General features: G+C 59.4%; 22 protein-coding genes. 8 read left to right on the top strand and 14 right to left on the bottom strand.

All coding sequences use genetic code 11. From position 1 onward, the window contains the following. Positions 1-26 precede the first annotated feature (26 nt). From PI739_RS04710 to PI739_RS04700, 3 genes are all read right to left on the bottom strand, one after another. Positions 27-266: a hypothetical protein gene (locus tag PI739_RS04710; protein ID WP_003436596.1), complete on the bottom strand. Its 240-nt coding sequence runs from the start codon at positions 264-266 to the stop codon at positions 27-29. Positions 267-344: 78 nt separating this feature from the next. Continuing rightward, positions 345-788 (bottom strand): S24 family peptidase, encoded by a 444-nt coding sequence (locus tag PI739_RS04705; protein ID WP_271351516.1) that lies wholly within the window; start codon positions 786-788, stop codon positions 345-347. 137 nt (positions 789-925) lie between these two features. Next, positions 926-2,188, bottom strand: coding sequence for a M20/M25/M40 family metallo-hydrolase (locus tag PI739_RS04700; RefSeq protein WP_271351515.1), 1,263 nt, complete (start codon positions 2,186-2,188; stop codon positions 926-928). Between the two features lie 354 nt (positions 2,189-2,542). On the opposite strand from PI739_RS04700, the gene tal reads away from it, so the two are divergent. Beyond that, a complete protein-coding gene (tal, locus tag PI739_RS04695) occupies positions 2,543-3,475 on the top strand; it encodes a transaldolase (RefSeq protein WP_003371640.1) in 933 nt (310 codons plus the stop codon). A gap of 67 nt (positions 3,476-3,542) precedes the next feature. Here the strand turns inward: tal and rssC are convergent, their stop codons facing one another. Then, positions 3,543-4,028 (bottom strand): anti-sigma factor antagonist RssC, encoded by a 486-nt coding sequence (rssC, locus tag PI739_RS04690; protein ID WP_003315067.1) that lies wholly within the window; start codon positions 4,026-4,028, stop codon positions 3,543-3,545. Beyond that, positions 4,025-5,209 (bottom strand): two-component system response regulator RssB, encoded by a 1,185-nt coding sequence (rssB, locus tag PI739_RS04685; RefSeq protein WP_003315068.1) that lies wholly within the window; start codon positions 5,207-5,209, stop codon positions 4,025-4,027. Before rssB ends, rssC begins: the two co-directional genes overlap by 4 nt. 267 nt (positions 5,210-5,476) lie before the next feature. Between rssB and PI739_RS04680 the strand changes: the two genes are divergently transcribed. Next, complete coding sequence (locus PI739_RS04680; protein WP_003371638.1) at positions 5,477-5,776, top strand: PilZ domain-containing protein; 300 nt, start codon at positions 5,477-5,479, stop codon at positions 5,774-5,776. 88 nt (positions 5,777-5,864) lie between these two features. Here the strand turns inward: PI739_RS04680 and PI739_RS04675 are convergent, their stop codons facing one another. Continuing rightward, the gene (locus PI739_RS04675; RefSeq protein ID WP_003371636.1) at positions 5,865-6,566 is read right to left on the bottom strand and encodes an MlaA family lipoprotein; all 702 of its coding nucleotides are present in this window, start codon (positions 6,564-6,566) and stop codon (positions 5,865-5,867) included. Positions 6,567-6,764: 198 nt separating this feature from the next. On the opposite strand from PI739_RS04675, the gene PI739_RS04670 reads away from it, so the two are divergent. Together PI739_RS04670 and PI739_RS04665 are read left to right on the top strand one after the other, a co-directional pair. Continuing rightward, a complete protein-coding gene (locus tag PI739_RS04670) occupies positions 6,765-7,373 on the top strand; it encodes an HAD superfamily inactivated hydrolase PcrP (protein WP_003436603.1) in 609 nt (202 codons plus the stop codon). Positions 7,374-7,476: 103 nt separating this feature from the next. After that, complete coding sequence (locus tag PI739_RS04665) at positions 7,477-7,746, top strand: DUF4404 family protein (protein WP_003315072.1); 270 nt, start codon at positions 7,477-7,479, stop codon at positions 7,744-7,746. A 172-nt stretch (positions 7,747-7,918) separates the two neighbouring features. Here the strand turns inward: PI739_RS04665 and queF are convergent, their stop codons facing one another. The 4 genes from queF to PI739_RS04645 form a co-directional block, all read right to left on the bottom strand. Continuing rightward, on the bottom strand, positions 7,919-8,749 hold the full coding sequence (gene queF, locus PI739_RS04660; protein WP_271351514.1) for an NADPH-dependent 7-cyano-7-deazaguanine reductase QueF: 831 nt from the start codon (positions 8,747-8,749) through the stop codon (positions 7,919-7,921). A 129-nt stretch (positions 8,750-8,878) separates the two neighbouring features. Beyond that, on the bottom strand, positions 8,879-10,123 hold the full coding sequence (locus PI739_RS04655) for a lipoprotein-releasing ABC transporter permease subunit (protein WP_003371628.1): 1,245 nt from the start codon (positions 10,121-10,123) through the stop codon (positions 8,879-8,881). 75 nt (positions 10,124-10,198) lie between these two features. Beyond that, on the bottom strand, positions 10,199-10,882 hold the full coding sequence (lolD, locus tag PI739_RS04650; protein ID WP_016567727.1) for a lipoprotein-releasing ABC transporter ATP-binding protein LolD: 684 nt from the start codon (positions 10,880-10,882) through the stop codon (positions 10,199-10,201). Positions 10,883-10,889: 7 nt separating this feature from the next. Further along, positions 10,890-12,140, bottom strand: a complete 1,251-nt coding sequence (locus PI739_RS04645) for a lipoprotein-releasing ABC transporter permease subunit (RefSeq protein WP_003315078.1) — start codon at positions 12,138-12,140, stop codon at positions 10,890-10,892. A gap of 102 nt (positions 12,141-12,242) precedes the next feature. Between PI739_RS04645 and PI739_RS04640 the strand changes: the two genes are divergently transcribed. Further along, entirely contained in the window at positions 12,243-12,830 is a 588-nt protein-coding gene (locus tag PI739_RS04640) for a PilZ domain-containing protein (RefSeq protein ID WP_187809631.1), read from the top strand. A 44-nt stretch (positions 12,831-12,874) separates the two neighbouring features. Further along, complete coding sequence (locus PI739_RS04635) at positions 12,875-13,597, top strand: glycerophosphodiester phosphodiesterase (protein ID WP_058415942.1); 723 nt, start codon at positions 12,875-12,877, stop codon at positions 13,595-13,597. Positions 13,598-13,639: 42 nt separating this feature from the next. Here the strand turns inward: PI739_RS04635 and sthA are convergent, their stop codons facing one another. Together sthA and PI739_RS04625 are read right to left on the bottom strand one after the other, a co-directional pair. Continuing rightward, positions 13,640-15,034, bottom strand: coding sequence for a Si-specific NAD(P)(+) transhydrogenase (gene sthA, locus PI739_RS04630; RefSeq protein ID WP_003436620.1), 1,395 nt, complete (start codon positions 15,032-15,034; stop codon positions 13,640-13,642). Between the two features lie 165 nt (positions 15,035-15,199). Next, a complete protein-coding gene (locus tag PI739_RS04625; protein ID WP_161437871.1) occupies positions 15,200-16,222 on the bottom strand; it encodes an FAD:protein FMN transferase in 1,023 nt (340 codons plus the stop codon). Positions 16,223-16,604: 382 nt separating this feature from the next. Here PI739_RS04625 and tcuC point away from each other — a divergent pair, with 382 nt between their 5' ends. Next, entirely contained in the window at positions 16,605-17,897 is a 1,293-nt protein-coding gene (gene tcuC, locus PI739_RS04620) for an MFS transporter (RefSeq protein WP_003415899.1), read from the top strand. Between the two features lie 62 nt (positions 17,898-17,959). On the opposite strand, the gene PI739_RS04615 is transcribed toward tcuC, so the two are convergent. Both PI739_RS04615 and PI739_RS04610 read right to left on the bottom strand, forming a co-directional pair. Beyond that, positions 17,960-19,222, bottom strand: coding sequence for an MFS transporter (locus tag PI739_RS04615; RefSeq protein WP_248680674.1), 1,263 nt, complete (start codon positions 19,220-19,222; stop codon positions 17,960-17,962). A gap of 146 nt (positions 19,223-19,368) precedes the next feature. Further along, entirely contained in the window at positions 19,369-20,832 is a 1,464-nt protein-coding gene (locus PI739_RS04610; RefSeq protein WP_003371610.1) for a glyceraldehyde-3-phosphate dehydrogenase, read from the bottom strand. A gap of 190 nt (positions 20,833-21,022) precedes the next feature. On the opposite strand from PI739_RS04610, the gene mfd reads away from it, so the two are divergent. Then, positions 21,023-24,475 carry a transcription-repair coupling factor gene (gene mfd, locus PI739_RS04605; RefSeq protein ID WP_003436628.1) on the top strand — a complete coding sequence of 1,151 codons (3,453 nt, stop codon included), beginning with the start codon at positions 21,023-21,025 and terminating at the stop codon, positions 24,473-24,475. Positions 24,476-24,478 lie beyond the last annotated feature (3 nt).

Raw genomic sequence — 24,478 nt, 5'->3', positions numbered from 1 at the left:
GTCAGCGGACTAATGGAATACCGGATCTAATCGGAAAGTGCCTGTAAGCGAGCCTGAACTGCGTCGTCGAAAATGATGTAAAGCGCTTCGGCATCCGCTGGGCGCAACTTTCTGCTGGTCTCAAGACCGTGAATGTATTCAATCTGCAACGCGGCTTCGGCTTCCACGTCGGCGCATGTGCTGGTTGCGTCGAGCGCCCTTACCAGATCACTGATTGCTCCCTGTACAGGCTTGGGGAGCCGTAGCTGGTCAAGTCGTTCTTGCATGCGCTCGGTATTCCGATAAAAGCCAAAGAGTGGGCAGCAGATCACGCAGCGCCTTGCAATGCAAGGACATGCGTCTGTTCATCGATGAGCTGATGATGCAGCGCGGCCCTCCAGCAGGTTTTTCAGGCTATAGGTGACCACGCCCAGAATGATCAGGTCATCGTTGTCGGTGACACGCAGTGGTGGGTAATCCGGATTTTGCGATTCCAGAATCACCACATCGCCGCGCATGTGCAGACGCCGGCAGATCTGCCGTGCATTGAGCGAGGCAACGACGATGTCACCGTGCTCAGCGTACTGGCTGCGGTCGACCACCAGCATGTCCCCGCTGCACATGCCGCCCCCTTGCATGCCTTGGTCTTCGATCATGGCCAGGTAGGCGTGCGGCTCACGGACCTCGCAAAGCTCGGCGATGGAAACATGCTTCTCGACCACTGGCGATCTGGAGCCAACGGACGACAGCGATATGAACGGAAGCTTGATGCCCCCTGCCGACAACGGGCCAAGGAATGTAACACTCATGAGGCGAGCCTTTTCTGATAAACTGTATATATATACAGTTAATCATTTATCGGTGATCAGGTCAATCGCAATGCCCCACGCATCGACAGATGGCGTGGCCCGCAGACCACGCCTGTCAACGCTCCCCTCACGAGTCGTCAGGGCGCAGCATCGCCCTTCGACAACTGCGTAATCAGCGCCACGGTCAGGTAAAGCCTGGGCGCGATGCTCGACAACTCAATGTATTCATCGTCGGCATGCAGACCGGCGCCGACCACGCCCATGGTTTCGAGTACCGCAGGTTTTGCACTCCCCGGTACGTAGGCATAGCCCGCATCGGTACCGAAACGCATGGCAATCGGCTCCAGAGTGCGGCCTGTTTTCTGGTAAAGCGCCTGCGCGGTTTTCGCCAGCTGTTCGGAGCCAGGGTTTCTGGCCAGCGGCGGTCGGCCTTTTTCCATTCGCAAGGTCACTTCGGTGCCATCGACCAGTGTCTTCTTCACGATTTTTTGGCCATCAGCCAGTACGCGATCGCTCTCGCTGAGGTCGGAATAGCGCATGTCCGCCTCGGCTGATGCGCTGGATGGAATGATGTTGCGCTTCTCCCCGCCCTTGATCAGTGTCCAGTTGACGGTCGTGCCTTTGCCTGGGTCGCCGAGGTCCTTAAGCTGCAGCAACTGATGCGCCAGCTCGATGGCGGCATTGCGCCCGGCCTCGGGAGCGGAGCCCGCATGTGATGATTTGCCTTTGACATCGAGGAGCAGGCCATTGATGCCGTTGGTGGCGACGGTGACGGCATCCTTGTCAGGCGGCTCGTACGAAAACACGTAGTCATGCTGGCGAGCGAGTTCGGCGATGACTTTTTTCGAACCGCTGGAGCCGGTCTCCTCGTCCGGGTTAAAGAGCACAGTGAGCGTACCGAACTCCTTGAAGTGCTCATTCTGCAACAACTGCAGTGCGTGCAGAATCATCGCCACGCCGCCCTTGGCATCTGCCACCCCTGGCCCATAGGCGCGCTCGCTGTCGAGCCTGAAGGGACGCTTGGCGGCAGTGCCCGGCCCGAACACCGTGTCGTAGTGGACCATCAACAGAAAAGAACGCGTGCCGTCGCCTTTGAACGTGCCGACGATATTGTCCCCCGCCGAAGGATCTGCCGGCGTGGTGGAGACTTCAGCGCCAAGCGCCTTGAGACGTTCGACCAGCATCGCGCTGACGGTCTTCAGCCCGGGTGCCTCGCCGGTGCCTGTGTCGATATCGACCAGTTGCCGGACAGTGTCGAGGTAGGCCGGTTGTTCGGCCTGGGCTTTTTTCAGCAACTGATCGGGTGACAGCTCGGCGGCATTGGCAGCTATGGAAAACAGACCCATGGAAACCAGGGAAAGTCCGATGGCGGCAGTGAGGGGGAAGCGTCGTGAATGCATGCTGGTTCCTTCAGATCATCGCGAGTTGAACAGCATCTTTACCCCAATGCGCCACTCGACGCCACAGCCCGGTCTGATTGCGAACCCGGCTCACCCCAGCGCCGCGGCCTTCTGTCGAAGGCACGGTAAGCTGATGTTCGCGCCCATTGCGCAACGTGCAGGCCGCTCTTCAAGAGGTTAAATTCACATCAAGGGAACAAGCGGTCTGTGCGAGGCTCAAAAACACTCTAGACAAAGGTATTCACGACAACGCCGTCCCTCAGGGCCTATCATCGGCAGCAGTAAACGCTGCGGCCTTGAGTGGTCGGCAGCGCTCGGGTAATGTCATCCAACCGCACAGGACAGAGCACGCTCATGACTTCCAAGCTGGATCAACTCAAGAAATTCACCACCGTTGTTGCTGACACCGGCGACTTCGGCGCAATCAAGAGCCTCAAGCCTCAAGATGCAACCACCAACCCTTCTTTGCTGCTCAAGGCCGCTTCGAGCGAAAGCAACAAAGCGATGCTCGAGGAGGCATTCGCCCTTGGCAAGGGCGACATAGGCCTGGCCTGCGATCATTTCGCAGTGGCCATCGGTCAGGAGATTCTCAAGGTTGTACCCGGCCGCGTGTCCACTGAAGTGGATGCCCGACTGTCCTTTGACACCAACGCTCTGATCGAACGCAGTGAACGCCTGATCGGGCTTTACAACGCTGCCGGTGTCGAAAATGATCGCGTGCTGGTGAAGCTTGCCTCCACTTGGGAAGGCATCCGCGCCGCCGAATACCTTGAGAAGAAAGGTATCCAGACCAACCTGACGTTGCTGTTTTCCTTCGCCCAGGCTGTCGCTTGCGCCGAGGCTGGCGTCTTCCTGATTTCGCCGTTCGTGGGCCGCATCTACGACTGGTACAAGAAGTCGACAGGCACCGATTACACTGGTGCAGAAGACCCGGGCGTGCAGTCGGTAACGCGCATCTACAATTATTACAAGGCCAACGACTTCAAGACTGTCGTGATGGGTGCCAGCTTCCGCAACTTGAATCAGATCGAACAGTTGGCCGGTTGTGATCGTCTGACCATCAGCACCGAGCTGCTCAAACAATTGGCCGAAGACACCGGCACACTGGAGCGCAAGCTTGCTCCGGGCAATAATGCAGGCGAGCCACGTCAGAGCCTGACCGAGAGCCAGTTCCGCTGGAATTCCAACGAAGATGCCATGGCCACCGAGAAACTGGCTGAAGGCATTCGTCAGTTCGCTCGCGATCAGGAAAAACTGGAAGCGCTGCTTCCTGCCAAGAAAGCCTGATACGAAAAAAAGGGCGGCATCCTCGCGGATGCCGCCCTTTTTGCTGCCTGCGATTCAGCGCAGCGGCCTAGCGCTGACCTTCCAGTGCATTGACCAGATCATGGAACGCTTCACGATTGGAATCGTTGAGGCCCATCAGGATCTTGTGCGCTTCGAGCACCTTGGCCTTCACCACTTCTTCGCACTGGTCCTGTGAAGGCAGATCAGTCAGGCACTCAGGCCGCGGCAGAGGCCGGTCAACGATGTTGAAGACCTGATCAAAGCCCATCGACTGCAACAGGCGCGTGATGTCCTCGTGAGTGGTCACGAGCGTCGGTAACAGGCCCACCTTCTGGCGTGACAGAATCGAGAGTTTGGCCAGCAGGCCAAGCGTGGTGCTGTCAATGCTGCGCGTTTCGGTCAGGTCAATGACCACCGCCGAGAAATTCAGCGCAGTGAAGATGCGCTCGATAGTCGCATCCAGGGCCGAACACAGCGTCAACCGTACTTCACCCACGAACTTGAGAACGAAGGTGCCTTCCTGCTCGGCGAACTGGATTCTACCGGTACTCATTCAAGATTCCTGCTTAACACTAACAAGGCGATATCATCCGGCATCTCCCCTAGCGTTGCCAATTCAAAAACCCGCTGCAAGCCATCCAGGCTGCCGCCAGCCGTCTTGACCAATTCGGGAAGGACGGCTTCTTTCTCTTTGAGTGTATCACCGGGTAACAAGTCCAGTATGCCATCAGACAACATGGTCAGACTGAAGGACTCGGGCAGATCAATTTCATGATCCTGATAGGTGGCCTCATTGAACAACCCGACCGGCAGTCCACGACCTTCCAGATAATGCGCCTGCCCTTCGGAATACAACACAGGCAGTGGCAGATGTCCGCCCACTGCGTACGTCAGTTTACCTGACTCTTCATCGATGACACCGCCGACCATCGTAACGTGCTTGCCCAGCTTGCAACTGATAAGGCCGCGATTGATATGCCCCAGCACATCCGATGGCTTGAACTCCGGAAGCGTTCCGCCACGCTTGGACTCGAACAGCAGCCGCGTGGTCATGAACTTCAGCAGTACGGTAATGAATGCCGATGACGCCCCATGACCTGAAACATCGGCCAGGTAAAAAGCGACACGCCGCTCGTCGACCCTGAAATAATCGACAAAATCGCCGGACAGGTACAACGACGGAATGATCTGGTGGGCAAACTTGAATGCATCAATCGACCACGGAGTGATTGGCAGCATGTTCATCTGCACTTGCCGACCTGCGTCCTGGTCTTCCTGCAACAGGTGAAGGCTGGCTTCGAGTTCGCGATTGGCCTTTTCCAGCTTTTCGCGGTAGACCTGGTTTTCAGTGAGCAGGCGCGCCCGATCCAGCGCACGGCGCACCGAATGCTCGAGCACGGCAAGATCTTCGAGAGGCTTGATCAGGTAGTCGGCAGCGCCAAGGCGCAAGGCCTCGACTGCATCGCTCATCACGCCCGCACCGGAAACGACGATGACAGGCGTCTGCGGAGCGATGGCGGTGACCTGACGGATCAGCTCAAGCCCGCCCATCTGTGGCATGCGAAGATCGCAGACCACCAGATCGGGGTTCTCCTGCTCGAATATCTGAATTCCCTGCAAGCCATTACTCGCTTGCAGAACGCTGAAGCCACTGTCTTCAAGGTAGGCGGCAAGGCTTGCGCGCACTACGTCGTCGTCATCGATAATCAGCAGCTTGGCACTGGTTTTTGGCATGGGGGCAAACGGCGCCAGATCAGGTTGGCGTAGGCGGCCCGGGATTACCGGAAACCGCTTACTGGATTCGCTTCTAGCCTCTCCGCAATAACACGCAGTAACTTGATAAGTCTGTCGTGTTTCAGAGGTGCCCTTCAAGGCGCAGACGGTACTCCCATCCGACGGGTGTTTCAAGCATGCTCCTACCCTCACTTTGCGCTCTTTACATCGCAAATCACCCAGAGTTATAAGAACTCACAAATCAGCAACTAAAACGAAGGACTGTACATGAGTCGAAATGATCGCGACTACGAGGAAAAGCGGGATTACATCCGCATGCGCGTCGATGCAGACGTCAACCTGATCCACGCCGGCCAGGTCATCCCTGCCGTATGCATTGATCTTTCAAGCTCCGGCATGCAGGTTCAGGCGCCACGCTTGTTCCAGGTCGGAGACAAACTCAGCGTGCGCATTGACTCTGACCATCCTGCGCTCAAGGGGCTTGAAGCCGAAACCGAGGTGGTCTGGGTGAATGATGAAGAAGGTGGCGTACAGAAACTGGGGCTTTCAATCGTCTCGATGAAATGAAAACAGGCGGAACAGGTTCACATTTTTACAAAATAATAAAGGCGACCCAGGGTCGCCTTTATTGATTCATGCAGAGGCAAAGCAGCGATTAAAAATCGTCTTCGACCTTGCCATCCTTGACCTTGAACTCGCGGTTCTGCAAATAGGCATTGCGAATGAAGGTGTAGCGATCGCCACTGACCATGCGCTCGGCAGACAGCAGGCTGGCCCGCGTATCGACCAGGTTGACGCCCAGCGCCGTGTTACGGGTCGGGACATGATCGATGTAGCGGTAAGGCGAGGTGTAGGTGTCCGGGTACTTGGCGAACGCATCACGTACGGTGCTTGGCCCCAGAAACGGAATGACCACGAACGGGCCGCTCGGCACGCCCCAGTAGCCCAGCGTCTGACCGAAGTCTTCATCGTTGCGCTGCAGGCCCATGCGGGTACCCACGTCGATGAAGCCCAGCAGACCGAAAGTAGTGTTGACGATCAGGCGCGCCGTGTCGACGCCCGCCGCTTCAGGCTTGGCCTGCAGCACGTTGTTCGCCAGGTTGCCGACATCGCCGATGTTGCTGAAGAAGTTATGGATACCGTCTTCGACGAATTGCGGCGCGATGTACTGATACCCCTTGGCCAGCGGCTTGAGCGTGTAGGCATCAAGGGTATCGTTGAAGGTGAAAATGGAACGGTTGATACCTTCCCAGGGATCGTCCTCAGCGGCCTGAACGGCTACTGGAACCAGCGCGATGCCTGCACACAGGGACAATTGCACCAAACGTTTGATAAAGCCTGCACCGGTCACGGGCATAGCTGACACTCCTGATCGAGATATCGAAATAATGACGCGGGTGCTACGCCCCACACGCTAGGACAGGGAGTATAAAGCCTTCTGTCGAGAATAAGGCAGGTCTGTCAGCAAAGGGTTCCGCATAAACCCCGTCATCGCACATTCATCGAAGTGTCACAAAAGATCGGTAGCGTTTCTCGATATTTCAGAGAGATCCTCATGCTCGCCCCGGTCATCACGCCTTTGCCAACCTTCCCTGCCCTGCTGTTCGGCCTGAGCGGCTGCCTGGTGGACTTCGGTGCGCAGGCCGCGAACTCGCGCGCACCCGGCCATGAGCACACACAGTTCACACCGGGCGCAGAGGCTATTCTGCAGACCCTGCGCGAGCAGAGCATGCCTTGCGCCTGGCTTGAGGAACTGCCTGAAAGCGTGAGCAGCGCACTGGCTGTGCCGGTGAATGACTGGATGATTCCCGCGCCCCGCCCCACTGCAGGCTGGCCCGCCCCGGATGCCTGCTGGATGGCATTGATGGCCCTGAAAGTCAGCCACCTGGATGGTTGCGTCCTGATCAGCGGCGACCCGCGCCTGTTGCAGTCCGGACTGAACGCCGGACTGTGGACCATTGGCCTGGCATCCTGCGGACCACTGTGCGGGCTCTCGCCTTCACAATGGCAGGCACTCGGCGATGCAGAACGCGAACAGCGACGCGCACAGGCCACGCTTAAACTCTATTCGCTGGGCGTGCATTCGGTGATCGACCACCTGGGTGAACTGGAATCCTGCCTGGCCGACATTGCCCTGCGACGCAGCAAGGGCGAAAAACCCTGATACATATGCAGCAAGGCGTTGACTGGATTAGTCTTGAGTGAACATGGACCTTTAACGCTCCGGCGAAGTCCATGAGACAGACTTATCAATCAAGGAGCACGTCATGCCCGCCCGCGAACTGCAAGAGCAACTCAATACCCTGCGCGAGCAACTGGAGCATAACCCGCCGATGTCAGAGTCCGAGCGGGAAAACCTGCACGAACTCATGCAACAAATTGAAACTAAAATTCAGCTGGAACAGGCCACCCACGAGCAGGACAGCAGCCTGGCTGATGGCGTGAATCTGGCCGTCGAGCGTTTCGAGCTGGAGCATCCGACCATCGCCGGCACCTTGCGCAACATCGTGCAGACGCTAGGCAATATCGGGGTCTGATTGGGGGATGCCGTTCTAATGGCTCTGCGTCCGGCCGCTGATGCGCGGTGCGACGCAGAGTTTTGACGCAGAGCGTCACCCAATGCATGCCCACACACCTATCGTTCCTCACGCTCCGCGTGGGAATGCCGTTCCGGACGCTCTGCGTCCACGCCCTTGGCGGCAGACGCTATTACTGCCGCGCCAGCCTGCGATTGCTCACGTCCAGCGTTTCTGTGCTGCGATACGGGTTGATATCCAGACCCCCGCGGCGCACGTAGCGTGCGTAAACCGTCAGTTTTTCCGGTTTGAGCAAACGCTGCAGGTCGAGGAAGATTCTTTCCACACACTGCTCGTGAAAGTCCGACTGCTGGCGGAAGCTGACGATATACGCCAGCAGGCTGGCATGATCCAGCGCCGCGCCGCGATATTCGACGACTACACTGCCCCAGTCGGGCTGACTGGTGACCGGGCAGTTGGACTTGAGCAGGTGACTGTGCACGCTCTCTTCCACCACCCGCGAGTCATCACAATGCAGCAACTCGGGCTGCGGCCGGTCATAGCTGCTGACCGAGATGTCCAGGTCGTCGATACATACGCCCGGCAAAGCCGCGACACCTTCTTCTTCGATCGCCGCCAGACTGCGAATACGCACCCCGACCGGCTTGCCCGCCGCGGCCGACAGATCCTGCTCAAGGGTGGTCTGCAGCTGTTCGACGCTCGCGAAAGCTGTCTGATTCAGCGAATTGAGGTACAGCTTGAACGACTTCGATTCGATGATGTTCGGCGATTCGGCCGGAATACTGAATTCGCCAATGGCCACCACCGGCTTGCCGGAAGGCAGCAGCCATGACAGCTCGTAGCAGTTCCAGAAATCGACACCCTGATAAGGCAGCGTCTGCGCGGTGAGCCCAAGCTCGGCCCATTTTGCGGCACGAGGAATCGGGAACAACAGAGACGGCGTGTAGGTGGCGATGTACTCACTGGACTTGCCCAGCGGCGAGTGTTCGGCTGCGGGATGCATGGCGATACCTGGATCATGAATTAACGCGGCGAGTTTATAGCGTTTGCGCGGGGCTTTCAGCGAAATCAGCCTTGCCCCGCCACCCGCGCAGGCCGCCGTGCGGCCTCGACGAAGGTGTCTAAGGCCCTGTCACTCGTAACGCAGTGCGTGCGCTGGCTGGATCTGCGCGGCGCGCCATGCGGGGTAGATGGTCGCCAGAAAGCTCAGGATAAACCCGGCACTGCAGATCAGCAGCACGTCACCGGCCTGCAGTTCGGACGGCAGGTTGCTGATGAAATACACATCGGAACTGAAGATGTGCTGGCCGCTGACCCGCTCGATCCAGCCCACCAGGCTGCTGACGTTCAGCGCTGCAATAATCCCCAGGATGCCGCCGATCAATGTACCGACAATGCCGATGACGGTGCCCTGGACCACGAAAATCGCCATGATCTGCCGCGGCGTGGCGCCGATGGTGCGCAGGATGGCGATATCTGCGCCCTTGTCGTTGACCACCATGATCAGCGTGGCAATGATGTTGAACGCCGCCACGGCGACGATCATCAGCAGCAACAGACCGATCATGGTCTTTTCCATCTTCATGGCGCTGAACAGGCTGCCCTGAGTGTGGGTCCAGTCATCGGCGCGATAGCCCTCACCGAGGCCGGCGGCAATGGCGGTGGACACCTGAGGCGCCTTGTACAGATCCTTGAGCGCCAGTCGCACACCCTGAACCTGGTTCGGCTGCCAGCGCTGCATCTGTGCCGCATCGGCGATGTTGATCAGGCCCATCGAACCGTCCAGCTCGGCACCGACCTTGAAGATACCCACGACAGTCAGGCGTTGCAGGCGCGGCGTGATGCCGCCAGGGGCGCTGCTCACTTCCGGCACGATCAGGGTCAGCTTGTCGCCGATGGTCAAACGAAAGCGGCGTGCGGTGATATCACCGAGCACCACGCCGAACTCGCCCGGCTTGAGGTCTTCGAGGCTTCCGCGGGTGATGTGCTGCGTGACGATCGACACTTCATGTTCCAGCGCCGGGTCGACACCGCTGATCTGGATCGGCTGCATCGAGCCCTTGTAGGACAGCATGCCTTCCATGTCGGTGAACGGCACGGCAGCAGTGACTTCAGGGTTTTTCAGCGCAGCGTCGGCCAGCGGTTTCCAGTCATCGACCGGCGTGGTACCGGCAATGACCGCGTGCGGCACCATGCCGAGAATCCGCGAGCTCATTTCCCGCTGGAAACCGTTCATGACCGACAGCACCACGATCATCGCCAGGACACCGAGTGCCAGACCGATCATCGAGGTCATCGAAATGAACGAGATGAAGCTTTTGCGGCGTTTGGCGCGGGTATAGCGCATGCCGATGAAGATGGGTAACGGTCTGAACATTCGCGAAGCACCGTGGAAAAATACACCGTATAAAAACTGGAACCCGACGCGATGAATGGCGCCGGGCCGGGTCGATCAGGCCTCGACGAGGCGGCCGTCTTCCAGACGCAGGACACGGTCCATTTGCCGGGCCAGGTTCATGTCATGGGTCACGATCAGAAACGCCGTGCGCGACGACGTGCTCAATTCACGCATCAGGTCCTGAATGCCCTGCGCCGTGTGGTGATCGAGGTTGCCGGTAGGCTCGTCGAGCATCACCAGACCCGGCTGATTGATCAAGGCACGGGCAATTGCCACACGCTGACGCTCGCCACCGGACAGCTCCGAAGGCTTGTGCGCCAGACGATGCCCGAGACCGACACGCTCCAGCAGTGCGGTGGAACGCTTGCGGGCTTCAGGGATGGGCGTACGGCCGATCAGCAATGGCATGCAGACGTTTTCAAGCGCAGTGAATTCCGGCAGCAGATGGTGGAACTGGTAGACGAAACCCAGCGCCCGGTTACGCAGCAGGCCTCGGGCCTTTTCGCCCAGCGCCGACAACTCTTCGCCCGCGAGCCACACACTGCCTTCGGACGGCGTATCCAGCCCACCCAGCAGGTTGAGCAAGGTACTTTTGCCCGACCCCGAACTGCCGACGATCGCGACACGCTCGCCGGGGTGCAACTCCAGCTGCAGACCGGACAACACCACCACGGATTCCGGGCCTTCCTCGTAGGATTTACCCAGGTTGCGGCAACTCAATACTGCTTTATCAGACATGCCCGACTCACTCATAACGTAACGCCTCCGCCGGCTGGGTGCGCGCAGCACGCCAGGCGGGATACAGGGTGGCGAGGAAACTCAGGACCAACGCTGCACCGCAGACCTGGAACACGTCCTGGGCCATCAGTTGCGAAGGCAGGTAATCGATGAAGTAGACGTCGGCGTTGAGAAACTTGTGGCCGATCAGCCCTTCGAGTGCAGCAATGGCTGCGCTGACATTGAGCGCCGCCAGAATACCCAGTGCCGCGCCGATCAGCGTACCGACCACGCCGATCACCGTGCCCTGGACCATGAATATCGCCATGATCTGTCGCGGCGTAGCGCCCAGGGTACGCAGAATGGCGATGTCGCCCTTCTTGTCATTGACCACCATCACCAGCGTGGAAATGATATTGAAAGCCGCCACCGCCACGATCAGCAGCAGCAACAGACCGATCATGGCCTTTTCCATGCGGATGGCCTGATACAGGTTGCCGTGGGTGCGCGTCCAGTCACGCGAGTAGAAATTGTTTTCGCCCAGCTTCTGCGCGATTTCCCACGAGGTACGTGGCGCGGCGAACAGGTCGTCGAACTTGAGACGCAGGCCCTGCACCTGATTGGGCTTCCAGCGGTGCAGACGGCCCAGGTCATCGAGGTTGGTCAGCCCGAGGAAACCGTCGATTTCGCCAGCGCCGACGTGAAAGATGCCGGTCACCTCGAAACGCTTCATGCGCGGGAACATCCCGGCCGGCGTCACCGTTACTTCAGGTGCAACGAAGGTCAGTTTGTCACCGATGCCGACGCCCAGCTTGGCCGCGGCCTTGTCGCCGATCATGATGCCGAAGCTGCCGGGCGAAAGACTGTCGAGCTGGCCCTGCTTGATGAAGTGGTCAATGATCGAGACCTTGCGCTCTTCAAGCGGGTCGATACCGTTGAGCAGCACTTTCTGGACCTTGCCGTCGTGAGTCAGCAAACCCTGCATCTGGGTGAACGGCGCCACGGCCAGCACCTGCGGGTTTTCCTGAACCTTCGCGGCCAGACCGCGCCAGTCGGTGATCGGGTCAGCGGATTCGATGGTCGCGTGCGGCACCATGCCGAGCACACGGGTACGCATTTCGTGATCGAAACCATTCATCACCGATAACACGACTATCATGACCACAACGCCCAGGGCGAGGCCGATCATGGATGTCAGGGAGATGAAGGAAACAAAATGATTGCGTCGCTTCGCACGGGTGTAGCGCGTGCCGATAAATACAAAAAGAGGTCTGAACATGTAGGAATTTGTTCGCAGGAATGAGGACGTCCGTGTGGCGGGCCTTGACGTGCAGCTTTACACTCGAAACTCTCTGACCACCGCCGCTAGCTTGGGTTCGCCATGTCGACATTAGATGAAGCAGGACGCCGCGAATACTACCGTATCGACGACAGCGTCGCACTGGAAATTAACCCCCTGTCTGCCGCCGATCAGGCAAGCCAGGATGCCATGCAGGACACCTCGACGCTGTTCGACCTGCTCAGCGAGCTGCACGTCAGCGAGTTCGAGTCGCAGCATCTGATGCGCCAGCTCGACGAGCGCGACCGGGTGCTGAACAGTTTTCTCAAGTCGCTGAGCAAGCGCATCGACCTGCTGGGCGAAGTGGTTGCCCACACCGCACTGGGCAAACTGGGCGCTCCCCAGCCGGTCAAACTGTCCGAAGGCGGGATCCAGTTCAATTCGCAAGAGGCTTTTGCCGTCGGCGAACAGCTGTCGATCAAGATGGTGCTCATGCCACAGGCCGCGGGTCTGATGCTGCGCGCGAGGGTTTCGCAGTGCGACACGCTGGCAGACGGCAACTTCGATGTCAGCACCGACTTTGTCAATCTTCCGGACGCCCAGCGCCAGTTACTCGCCCGTCATGTGTTGCAGCGTCAGGCTCAGCAGCGACGTCAAGCACTGGAACAGGGCCAGCCCTCCGGAAATTGAACGCCCTGCCCCTTTTTCACTATCAGCAGTAGCCAGGAGTAAACGTGACCCTTATCTACGGCCACCGCGGCGCCAAGGGCGAAGCACCGGAAAACACCCTGACCAGCTTTCAGGAATGCCTCAAGCACGGCGTGCGCCGCTGTGAACTGGACCTGCACCTTTCAAAGGACGGGGAGTTGATGGTCATTCACGACCCTACCCTCAAGCGCACCACCGACCGGCGCGGCAAGGTCAATGAACACCTGGCAGCCGATCTGGTGACGTATGACGCACGCAAGGGTGGCCCTGGCTGGGTCTCACCGTGCCCGATTCCACGCCTGGAAGAACTCTTCGAACAATGCGATTTCGAGCACTGGCAGCTGGAGGTCAAAAGCGCTTCACGCACTCGCGCCGCCAACACCGTGCTGGCGATTCGTGAAATGGCTCAGCGCCATGGCTTGCTGGACAAGGTGACGATCACCTCCAGCTCTCGCGAAGTACTGCGCGCCGCGCTGGACCTGACGCCGGACATCTCGCGCGGGCTGGTAGCCGAGTACGCCTGGCTTGACCCGCTGAAGGTCGCCCAGAGTTACGGCTGTGAAATTCTGGCATTGAACTGGACACTGTGTACCCCGGAGCGTCTGCAGAAAGCACAGCGTCAGGGCCTGCATGTGTCGGTATGGACAGTCAACGAGCCTGCCTTGATGCGCAGGCTCGCTGATTTCGGCGTCGACAGCCTGATTACAGACTTTCCCGGTTTGGCCACTGCCACGCTCGGGAATCGCTGAAATCGGTCTCCCCGGCCGGCTCAGGCCACCGGCCGGAGTCGCTTAAAAAAGCCGGTTGAGGCCGTCGTATGCAGCTACCCGATAGGCTTCGGCCATGGTCGGGTAGTTGAAGGTGGTGTTGACGAAGTACTTCATGGTGTTCGCTTCACCCGGCTGGCTCATGATTGCCTGACCGATGTGCACGATCTCGGACGCCTGGTCACCGAAGCAATGCACGCCCAGCACTTCGAGCGTCTCGCGGTGGAACAGGATCTTCAGCATCCCGACCCGCTCCCCGGAAATCTGCGCACGCGCCATGCCCTTGAAGAACGCCTTGCCCACTTCGTAAGGCACCTTGGCCTGCGTCAGTTCGTGTTCGTTCTTGCCGATCGAACTGATCTCGGGAATGGTGTAGATCCCGGTCGGCACATCGTTGACATAACGCCAGCTGCCATTGTCGACCATACTGCCCGCTGCCGAACGACCCTGATCGTAAGCCGCACTGGCCAGGCTTGGCCAGCCAATCACATCGCCGGCGCCGTAGACGTTGGAAACGCTGGTGCGGTAGGTCTCGTCCACTTCGATCTGACCACGGCCGTTGGCCTTCAGACCGATGTTCTCAAGACCCAGCTTGTCGGTGTTGCCGGTACGGCCGTTGCACCACAGCAAGGCATCGGCCTTGATCTTCTTGCCGGACTTGAGGTGCAGGATAACGCCGTTATCCAGACCTTCGACCTTCTCGTATTCTTCGTTGTGGCGAACCATCACGTTGTTGTTACTGAAGTGATAGCTCAGCGCCTGGGAAATTTCCGAATCCAGGAAGCTCAGCAACTGGTCGCGGTTATCGACCAGCTCGACCAGCACGCCAAGGCCACTGAAGATCGAGGCGTATTCACAGCCGATCACACCGGCGCCATAAATGATCAGCTTGCGCGGGGTATGGCCCAGGCTGAGGATGGTGTCGCTGTCGTAGATGCGTTTGTGACTGAAATCGATATCGGCCGGCCGATAAGGGCGCGAACCGGTGGCGATGATGATCTGGTTGGCCACCAGCTTTTCCACCACACCGTTGGTGCAGACCACGTTGATGCTGGTCTCGTCGGCAAAACTGCCGGTGCCGAAGAACACGTCGACGCGGTTACGGGCGTAGTAACTGGTGCGCGAGGCCACTTGCTTGGAGATGACCATTTCGGCGTTTTTCAACACATCCGGAAACGAAAACCAGCGCGGCTCGCCGATGGCACGGAACATGGGATTGGTGTTGAACTGAATGATCTGCTTGACCGAGTGACGCAGGGCCTTGGACGGAATGGTACCCAAATGGGTGCAGTTACCGCCCACCTGCCGACGGCTGTCGACCATGGCGACCTTGCGCCCCGCCTTGGCGGCGTTCATTGCCGCGCCTTCTCCGGCAGGGCCGGAACCCAGTACCACTACGTCGTAGTTGTAGACAGCCATGCGTACTCCTTTAAACAGACCGAGGCGCCACTCTGGCATCTCTGGCTAAATCACGCGGCGCAGTCTAGCGCTACACCGAGGCGGCGAACATTAACCCTTGGTCGCGTCGAAGGCCAATTTTTGTCTGCACGAGGCGCCAGTGACCGGCTGATCCGGCATGTTGAATTAGCGCGACTGCTCCACGACCAGACGATCAAACGACGCGTTGCTGCGGATGATAAAGCGCTTATCGGCACGAATCACAAAAAAAGCAGGGATTTTATGTTCTTGCGCATAATTCCAGCCCTGTTGCGGGCCGAGAATCAACAGCAGGGAGGACAGACCGTCGGCCATCAGCGCCGAGGGATGAATGACGGTCACCGACGCCAGGCCGTGGCTGGTCGGCTTACCGGTCAAGGCATCGAGCGTATCGGAAATGCGCCACCCGTCATGGTCGATGTAACGACGATAGTCGCCCGACGTAGATACGGCGTAGCCCTTCAGCGGAAATACCTTTTGCGTGACATTGCCATCATCGAGCGGCGCATCGAGCGTCACTCGCCAGGGCGAGCCGTCAGGCTTTAGCCCGCTGACTTTCAGTTCACCCGTAGCCTGCACCAGATAATCGTGCAAGCCGAGCGCGTCCATCCGCTCGCTGATGCGATCTACCGCATAGCCGGCGGCGATGCTGTTGAGGTCCACTTGCACGGCAGCACTCTTGCACAACCGGTCGCCGACGATGCGCAGGTTGCGATAGCCGACCAGCGCCTGAGTCCGGGCCAGTTGCCGCACCAGCGGCATCTGCTCGAACAGCATATGAGGCCCCAATCCCCACAGGTCCATCAGCGGCTTGATCGTCAGATCGAAGGCACCGTCGCTCTCCTGCGATAGCTGTTCGCCCACACCGATCATCTTCAAGACCGATTCCGGCATCGCCTGGCAGCTATTGGCAGGCAATGCATTGAAGCGTTCGATATCAGAATCAGTGCGCCAGAGCGACATCTGCTGATCGACCTCGTCCAGAATCGCTTCAACCTCGGGACGCACAGCCGCAGGCTCTGGCTGCCCGGAAGCGCGCGCATACATCACGGAATAATGGCTGCCCATGGTCGGCCCGCCAAAGCTTTCCAGCTTGCGTTCCTGGCCACAACCACCGCACACCAGCAACACGAGGCACCCTGCAACCTTGCCAAACCTACGCAAACCCATGCCCCGCACTATAAAAACCTTCAAAGTGACTTGCCGCCATCAGCGAACAAGACAGAAAAGCGTCCATAAACCCGCCCTGACACCCCGTGAACAACCCCAATACAAGGCCAACCGGCATATTGAGTGGTCGAAGGCGACTTATGATCCCTGCGTGACATGCCTGTTCATCAGGTTTCATCAAAATGACACGCCGCAAGATCTCAATTGTCTTGACCTGTCAAGCGTCAGTTAACCGATAGCAAATCGCCGAAACGGTTGTCTTTGAGCCCTGTTACACATACTGTTACAAGTGCGCATCGCCAGTTGCACACACGAAGTGACGATGCGAACGGGATAAAAACGACAACGGACTCCAAGCCGACGAGCCTGAGCGAGTAACTAAATGGCCTCCACAACAAGTAAGGGCAAAGCGATCTTTCGCGTTGTCAGCGGTAACTTCCTCGAGATGTTCGATTTCATGGTCTATGGCTTCTACGCCACAGCCATCGCAAAAACCTTCTTCCCTTCCGACAGCGCTTTCGCTTCGTTGATGCTGTCGCTGGCGACCTTCGGCGCAGGCTTCCTCATGCGTCCTCTGGGCGCGATTTTTCTCGGTGCTTACATCGACCGTCACGGGCGTCGCAAAGGGCTGATTATCACCCTTGCGATGATGGCAATGGGCACTCTGTTGATTGCCTGCGTGCCGGGCTACGCCACACTGGGTGTCATCGCCCCCTTGCTGGTGCTGCTCGGTCGTTTGCTGCAAGGTTTCTCAGCGGGTGTGGAACTGGGTGGCGTTTCGGTGTATCTGGCTGAAATCTCGACACCGGGCCGCAAAGGCTTCTTCGTCAGCTGGCAGTCCGCCAGCCAACAGGCCGCCGTGGTCTTCGCCGGCTTGCTGGGCGTGGGTCTGAACCACTGGCTGAGCCCTGAGCAGATGGGCGAATGGGGCTGGCGCGTGCCGTTCCTGATCGGCTGCCTGATCGTGCCGGCGATCTTCATCATCCGTCGCTCGCTGGAAGAGTCCCCGGAGTTCGAAGCCCGTACCCATCGCCCAACGCTGCGTGAAGTGGTGCGCTCCATCAGCCAGAACTTTGGCCTGGTACTGGGCGGCATGGCATTGGTGGTGATGACCACCGTGTCGTTCTACCTGATCACCGCCTACACTCCGACCTTCGGCAAGAACGAACTGAACCTGACCGACCTGGAAAGCCTGCTGGTGACGGTCTGCGTGGGTGTGTCCAACTTCATCTGGCTGCCGATCATGGGTTCGTTCTCCGATCGCATCGGCCGCAAGCCGCTGCTGATTGCCGCAACCGTGCTGGCCATCGCCACTGCCTACCCTGCCCTGTCGTGGCTGGTCGCACACCCGAGCTTCGGCAATCTGCTGATGGTCGAGTTGTGGTTCTCGTTCCTGTACGGCTCCTACAACGGCGCGATGGTCGTGGCGCTGACCGAGATCATGCCGGTCGAAGTCCGCACCACGGGTTTCTCGCTGGCCTACAGCCTGGCGACCGCGACCTTCGGCGGCTTCACCCCGGCGGCCTGTACTTACCTGATTCACGAATTGGGCAACAAGGCAGCGCCAGGCATCTGGCTGACCGGCGCAGCAGTGCTGGGCCTGGTGGCCACGCTGGTGCTGTTCCGCAAGGGCGGGCAAAAGCTTGAAGCGCCTGTGGCGGCTTCCGCCAGCTGATCGATCGCTGCATCGCAAAAGAAAACCCCGGCTTGAGAGACTCTCGGCCGGGGTTTTGCGTTTCAGGCCCTGCGTTTCCAGGGACGGAAGCTGAGCCAGAGCAGCACGCCAGGCAATTGCAGGGCAATCATGAGGCCCAACGACCACTGGTAAGCCTCGAACGAGTGACCGGCCCCCTGAGATGCTGGCCATAGATTAAGGACAGCGCCCATCAGCCACTGGAGGAAAAACGCCAGCACGAATACCACCAGATTGAATGAAGAACTCACCCTGCCCGCCAGTTCCGGTGATACCGATTGCGCCACAATGGCGTAGTTCATGGTCGTCGAGGTGCCGAAGAAGCTGAAGCCCATGGCAATCAGGTAAGGCGATACCGGCAAGCCGCTGGCCATCAGCACCTGAAAACCGATAAAGATCACCATACCGGTGCCACAGATCATGATCGGCTGCACACCGAACCTGCGCAGATAATCGGTGATCGCGCCGAACGTCAGAGATCCCGCCACCATCGCGATAGCTCCGAACAACAGCACATTGGCCATCCCGGAATCGCTCAAGCCCGCCATATCACGTAACCACGGCCCCATCCAAAGAGACAGGACCGACATGTAGATGGCGTGCGCGAACACCGAGTACAGCGCCAGACGCCAGAACGTCCACGACGAGTACAGTTTGCCGACCGCGGCAAACATATCGCTGTATCGCGTGTTTTTGTTTTCGTAGGCTTTGGGGACGCTGAGGTGTATGACCACCGCCACACAAAAGGTCAGCAGCGCCAGAACAAGAAATGCTTCTCGCCAGGTCAACCAGCTCAGCAGCACATGCAAAGGCGTAGTCGACGCCATCGCGCCCAGCCCGCCAATCGACAGCAGACAGGCGGTACTCAGTGGCAAACGCTCGACCGGCAACCAGATGGCACACGCCTTGATGGCGCTCATAAGCGAACCCGCTACCCCCAGGCCGATCAGACCACGCCCGATCAACAACCCGGTTTCGGTGCTGGAAATACTGAAGATGACCGAACCGGCAACCGCGAACAACAGCATCGGCGCCTGAACGCTGCGTGGCCCATAGCGGTCCAGCATGACGCCGAGCGGAATCTGCGCGGCGGCGAAGGTCAGAAAGTACACGCCGGTCAGCAAACCCAGACTGCTGGCGGGCAAGCTCAGGTCAGTTTGCAGATCGACGTAGATCACTGCATTGACGGTACGAAACAGGTAGGAAACGAAATGCCCCAGCCCGAAGGGGATGAAGATCGTCAGAAACAGCAGGAAGAAGCTGCTTTTGAGGGGGTGTTGCGAACCGTCCAGGGCCGAACTGCTCATCCTTGATACTCCATCGTCCAGAAAATCTGCGCGTGACAGATTCTCATGGCCAGCCACAAAACAAAACGGGCCGAAGCCTGCTTGCGCAGGGATCGGCCCGTTTATCTGCTGCCCCGGTCAGACCGGGCAGCTCAAGCGTTCAACGTTTACTGCGGGAATGCTGGCGGATTGACGTCTGCCATGTCTTCCATCACGCGAACTACCTGATGGCTGTAACCGAATTCGTTGTCGTACCAGACGTACAGCACAACGCGGTTGTCATTGACGATGGTCGCTTCGGCGTCCACCACACCGGCGTGACGCGAGCCGACGAAGTCAGTGGAGACCACTTCCTGCGAGTTCACGAAGTCGATCTGCTTGTGCAGGTCCGAGTGCAGCGCCATGTAGCGCAGGTACTCGTTCATTTCTTCGCGAGTGGTCTGCTTCTCGAGGTTGAGGTTGAGAATGGCCATGGACACGTTCGGCGTCGGAACGCGAATAGCGTTGCCGGTCAGCTTGCCGGCCAGCTCAGGCAATGCCTTGGCAGCAGCGGTAGCGGCACCGGTTTCGGTGATGACCATGTTCAATGCAGCGCTACGGCCACGACGGTCGCCCTTGTGGAAGTTGTCGATCAGGTTCTGGTCGTTGGTGTACGAGTGCACCGTTTCGACGTGACCGTTGGTGATGCCGAACTTGTCGTTGACCGCCTTGAGCACCGGCACGATGGCGTTGGTGGTGCAGGATGCCGCCGAGACGATCTTGTCGTCCGCAGTGATTTCACCGTGGTTGATACCGTGCACGATGTTCTTCAGCTTGCCCTTGCCCGGCGCGGTCAGGACCACGCGGTCGATGCCCGGGCAGGCCAGATGCTGACCCAGACCGTCGGCATCACGCCATACACCGGTGTTGTCCACCAGCAGAGCGTCCTTGATACCGTACTGGGTGTAATCCACCTCGGACGGGTTCTTGGCGTAGATCACCTGAATCAGGTTGCCGTTGGCGGTGAGCGTGCTGTTGGCTTCGTCGATGGTGATGGTGCCATCGAACGGACCGTGAACCGAGTCACGGCGCAGCAGGCTGGCGCGCTTGACCAGATCGTTTTCCGCGCCCTTGCGGACCACGATGGCGCGCAGACGCAGGCCGTCGCCACCACCGGTCTTCTCGATCAGGATCCGCGCCAGCAGGCGGCCGATACGACCGAAACCGTACAGCACGACATCGGTGCCCTTGCGTGGGCTGGTGCCCTGCTGACCCACTACACTGGCCAGTTCTTCGCGAACGAACTGCTCTGGCGTGCGACCATTGCCTTCGGTCTTGAACTTCACGGCCAGCTTGCCCAGGTCCACCGAAGCGGCACCCAGCTTGAGCTCGCTCATCGCCTTGATCAGCGGGAACGTCTCGTGTACGGACAACTCAACCGCATCGGACTGACGATGACGCGCAAAGCGGTGAGCTTTGAGAATCGCGATGACTGAACGGTTGATCAGGCTACGGCCATAGATCGAGCTCACCACATTATTATTGCGGTAGAGCTGACCGATGAGCGGGATCATCGCTTCGGCGAGAGCTTCACGATCAATCCATTCACCAAGACACTGGTCGGGCTTCTGAGTCACGGGAACCTTCCACATGTAGGGGCTGAAAAAAGGGGCTACATTATGACCGCGCCTTTGTTTATGAGCAATGCACGGCTGTCATATCGACGCGCACTACATAATTTTCGCCCGTAAACACTCGGTAATACTCCGGAAAACTGACAGCCACCACCTTCCCCCGTTACAATCGCCGCCCCTGTTGCAACGCCTGGAGCCCGACCTTCCCGTGCCAGTTCTGCGTCTACCGCATCTTTCTGCCGCTGCAGGCAAACAACACTGGGGCAATCTTCCCGGTGCCACACTGAGCCTGGCCATTGCCGAAGCCGCCAGCGCGGCGAAACGCTTCACCCTGCTCCTGACCGCCGACAGCCAAAGCGCCGAGCGGCTCGAGCAAGAGCTGAAGTTTTTTGCGCCTACGCTGCCGGTTCTGCACTTCCCGGACTGGGAAACCCTGCCCTACGACCTGTTTTCGCCGCACCAGGACATTATTTCCCAGCGTATTGCCAGCCTCTATCGCCTGCCGGAACTGGAGCATGGCGTTTTGGTAGTTCCCATCACCACCGCCCTACACAGACTGGCGCCGACCAAATTCCTGCTCGGCAGCAGCCTGGTGCTGGATGTTGGCCAGAAGCTCGATGTGGAAGCCATGCGTACGCGTCTGGAAGCCAGCGGCTACCGGTATGTGGACACGGTCTACGAACACGGCGAGTTCACCGTGCGCGGGGCGCTGATCGATCTGTTCCCGATGGGCAGCAAGCTGCCGTTTCGTATCGACCTGTTCGACGATGAGATCGAAACGCTGCGTACCTTCGACCCGGACACTCAGCGCTCCATCGACAAGGTCGAGTCGGTACGCCTGTTGCCCGCCCGTGAATTCCCGCTGCAGAAAGAGGAAGTCACACGCTTCAAGGCGCGCTTTCGCGAGCGCTTCGACGTGGACTTCCGGCGCAGCCCGATTTTCCAGGACTTGAGCAGCGGCATCACGCCTGCCGGCATCGAGTACTACATCCCGTTGTTCTTCGAGGAAACCTCGACGCTGTTCGATTACCTGCCGCAGGACACCCAGGTGTTCTCCCTGCCGGGCATCGAACAGGCTGCCGAGAACTTCTGGAACGACGTGCGCAACCGCTATGAAGAACGCCGCGTCGATCCGGCCCGGCCGCTGCTGCCGCCAGCCGAGTTGTTTCTCCCGGTAGAAGACTGCTTCGCGCGCCTGAAAAACTGGCCGCGCGTGGTCGCCAGCCAGCAGGATGTCGACGCCGGTGCCGGACGCGAGCGCTTCCCGGCGCAGTCCCTGCCGGACCTGTCCATCGAAGCCAAGGCCACTCAACCACTGGCGGCCCTGTCGAATTTTCTGGATGACTTCCCCGGTCGCGTGCTGTTCACCGCCGAGTCCGCCGGGCGCCGGGAAGTGCTGCTGGAACTGCTCGAACGCCTCAAGCTGCGACCCAAGACCGTCGACAGCTGGCTGGACTTCGTCGACGGCAAGGACCGGCTGGCGATCACCATCGCGCCGCTTGACGAAGGCCTGCTGCTGGAACAGCCAGCCCTGGCGCTGATCGCAGAAAGCCCGCTGTTCGGCCAGCGCGTCATGCAACGCCGTCGCCGCGAAAAGCGCACCGACGGCGGCAATAACGATGCAGTCATCAAGAACCTCACCGAGCTGCGCGAAGGCGCGCCGGTGGTGCACATCGATCATGGTGTAGGTCGTTATCTCGGGCTCGCGACCTTGGAAGTTGAAAACCAGGTCGCCGAATTCCTGATGCTGGCCTACGCCGAAGACGCCAAGCTGTACGTCCCGGTCGCCAACCTGCACCTGATTGCCCGCTACACCGGCAGCGACGATGAAACCGCGCCGCTGCACCGCCTGGGCTCGGAAACCTGGCAGAAAGCCAAGCGCAAGGCTGCCGAGCAGGTGCGTGACGTGGCGGCCGAGCTGCTGGATATCTACGCGCGTCGCGCAGCCCGCGAAGGTTATGCGTTTGCCGACCCGAAAGCCGATTACGCGACCTTCAGCGCAGGCTTCCCGTTCGAAGAAACACCGGACCAGCAGACCACCATCGATGCCGTGCGCGCCGACATGCTGGCGCCCAAGCCGATGGATCGGCTGGTCTGTGGCGACGTGGGCTTCGGCAAGACCGAGGTGGCCATGCGCGCTGCCTTCATCGCCGTGCATGGCGGGCGTCAGGTGGCCATTCTGGTGCCGACCACCCTGCTCGCCCAGCAGCACTACAACAGTTTCCGCGACCGTTTCGCCGACTGGCCGGTGACCGTCGAGGTGATGAGCCGCTTCAAGTCGGCCAAGGAAGTCAGCGCCGCGGTTGCCGATCTGGCCGAGGGCAAGATCGACATCGTTATCGGGACGCACAAGCTGTTGCAGGATGACGTCAAGATCAAGAACCTCGGTCTGGTGATCATCGACGAAGAACACCGGTTTGGCGTGCGCCAGAAGGAACAGCTCAAGGCGCTGCGCAGCGAGGTCGATATTCTGACCCTGACTGCAACGCCGATCCCGCGCACCCTGAACATGGCCGTGTCGGGCATGCGTGATCTGTCGATCATCGCCACGCCACCGGCGCGCAGGCTGTCGGTGCGCACTTTCGTGATGGAGCAGAACAAGCCGACCATCAAGGAAGCCCTGCTGCGCGAGCTGTTGCGCGGCGGCCAGGTCTATTACCTGCACAACGACGTCAAGACCATCGAGAAATGCGCCGCCGATCTGGCCGAACTGGTGCCGGAGGCGCGTATCGGCATCGGCCACGGGCAGATGCGCGAGCGCGAACTCGAACAGGTGATGAGCGACTTCTACCACAAGCGCTTCAATGTGCTGATCGCCTCGACCATCATCGAGACCGGCATCGACGTACCGAGCGCCAACACCATCATCATCGAGCGCGCCGACAAGTTCGGTCTTGCCCAGTTGCACCAGTTGCGCGGTCGCGTCGGGCGCAGTCACCACCAGGCCTATGCCTACCTGCTGACCCCGCCACGCAAACAGATCACCCCGGATGCCGAAAAGCGTCTGGAAGCGATTGCCAACACCCAGGACCTGGGCGCGGGCTTCGTGCTCGCCACCAACGACCTGGAGATCCGTGGCGCAGGCGAACTGCTCGGTGACGGCCAGAGCGGCCAGATCCAGGCGGTGGGCTTCACCCTGTACATGGAAATGCTCGAGCGCGCGGTGAAGTCGATTCGCAAGGGCGAGCAGCCCAATCTCGACCAGCCGCTGGGCGGCGGACCGGAAATCAACCTGCGCGTGCCGGCACTGATCCCCGAAGCCTACCTGCCGGATGTGCATACGCGCCTGATTCTCTACAAGCGCATTGCAAACGCCGCCGACGAAGAGGCCCTCAAGGACCTGCAGGTCGAAATGATCGACCGCTTCGGCCTGCTTCCGGAACCGACCAAGAATCTGGTGCGTATCACGCTGCTCAAACTGCACGCCGAACAGCTGGGCATCCGGAAAATCGACGGTGGCCCGCAAGGTGGCCGTATCGAGTTCGCGGCCGAGACGCCGGTTGACCCACTGACCCTGATCAAGCTGATCCAGAGCCAGCCCAACCGCTACAAGTTCGAAGGTGCCACGCTGTTCAAATTCATGGTTCCCATGGAGCGCCCGGAAGAGCGCTTCAACACGATCGAAGCGCTGCTTGAGCGCCTGACCCCGAAAACTGCTTGAAGG

Source organism: Pseudomonas cerasi (assembly GCF_027983475.1).
Lineage (GTDB): Bacteria > Pseudomonadota > Gammaproteobacteria > Pseudomonadales > Pseudomonadaceae > Aquipseudomonas > Aquipseudomonas cerasi.
Note: the sequence above shows the minus strand (reverse complement) of the source record. Positions and strands in the feature narration are given on the sequence as shown.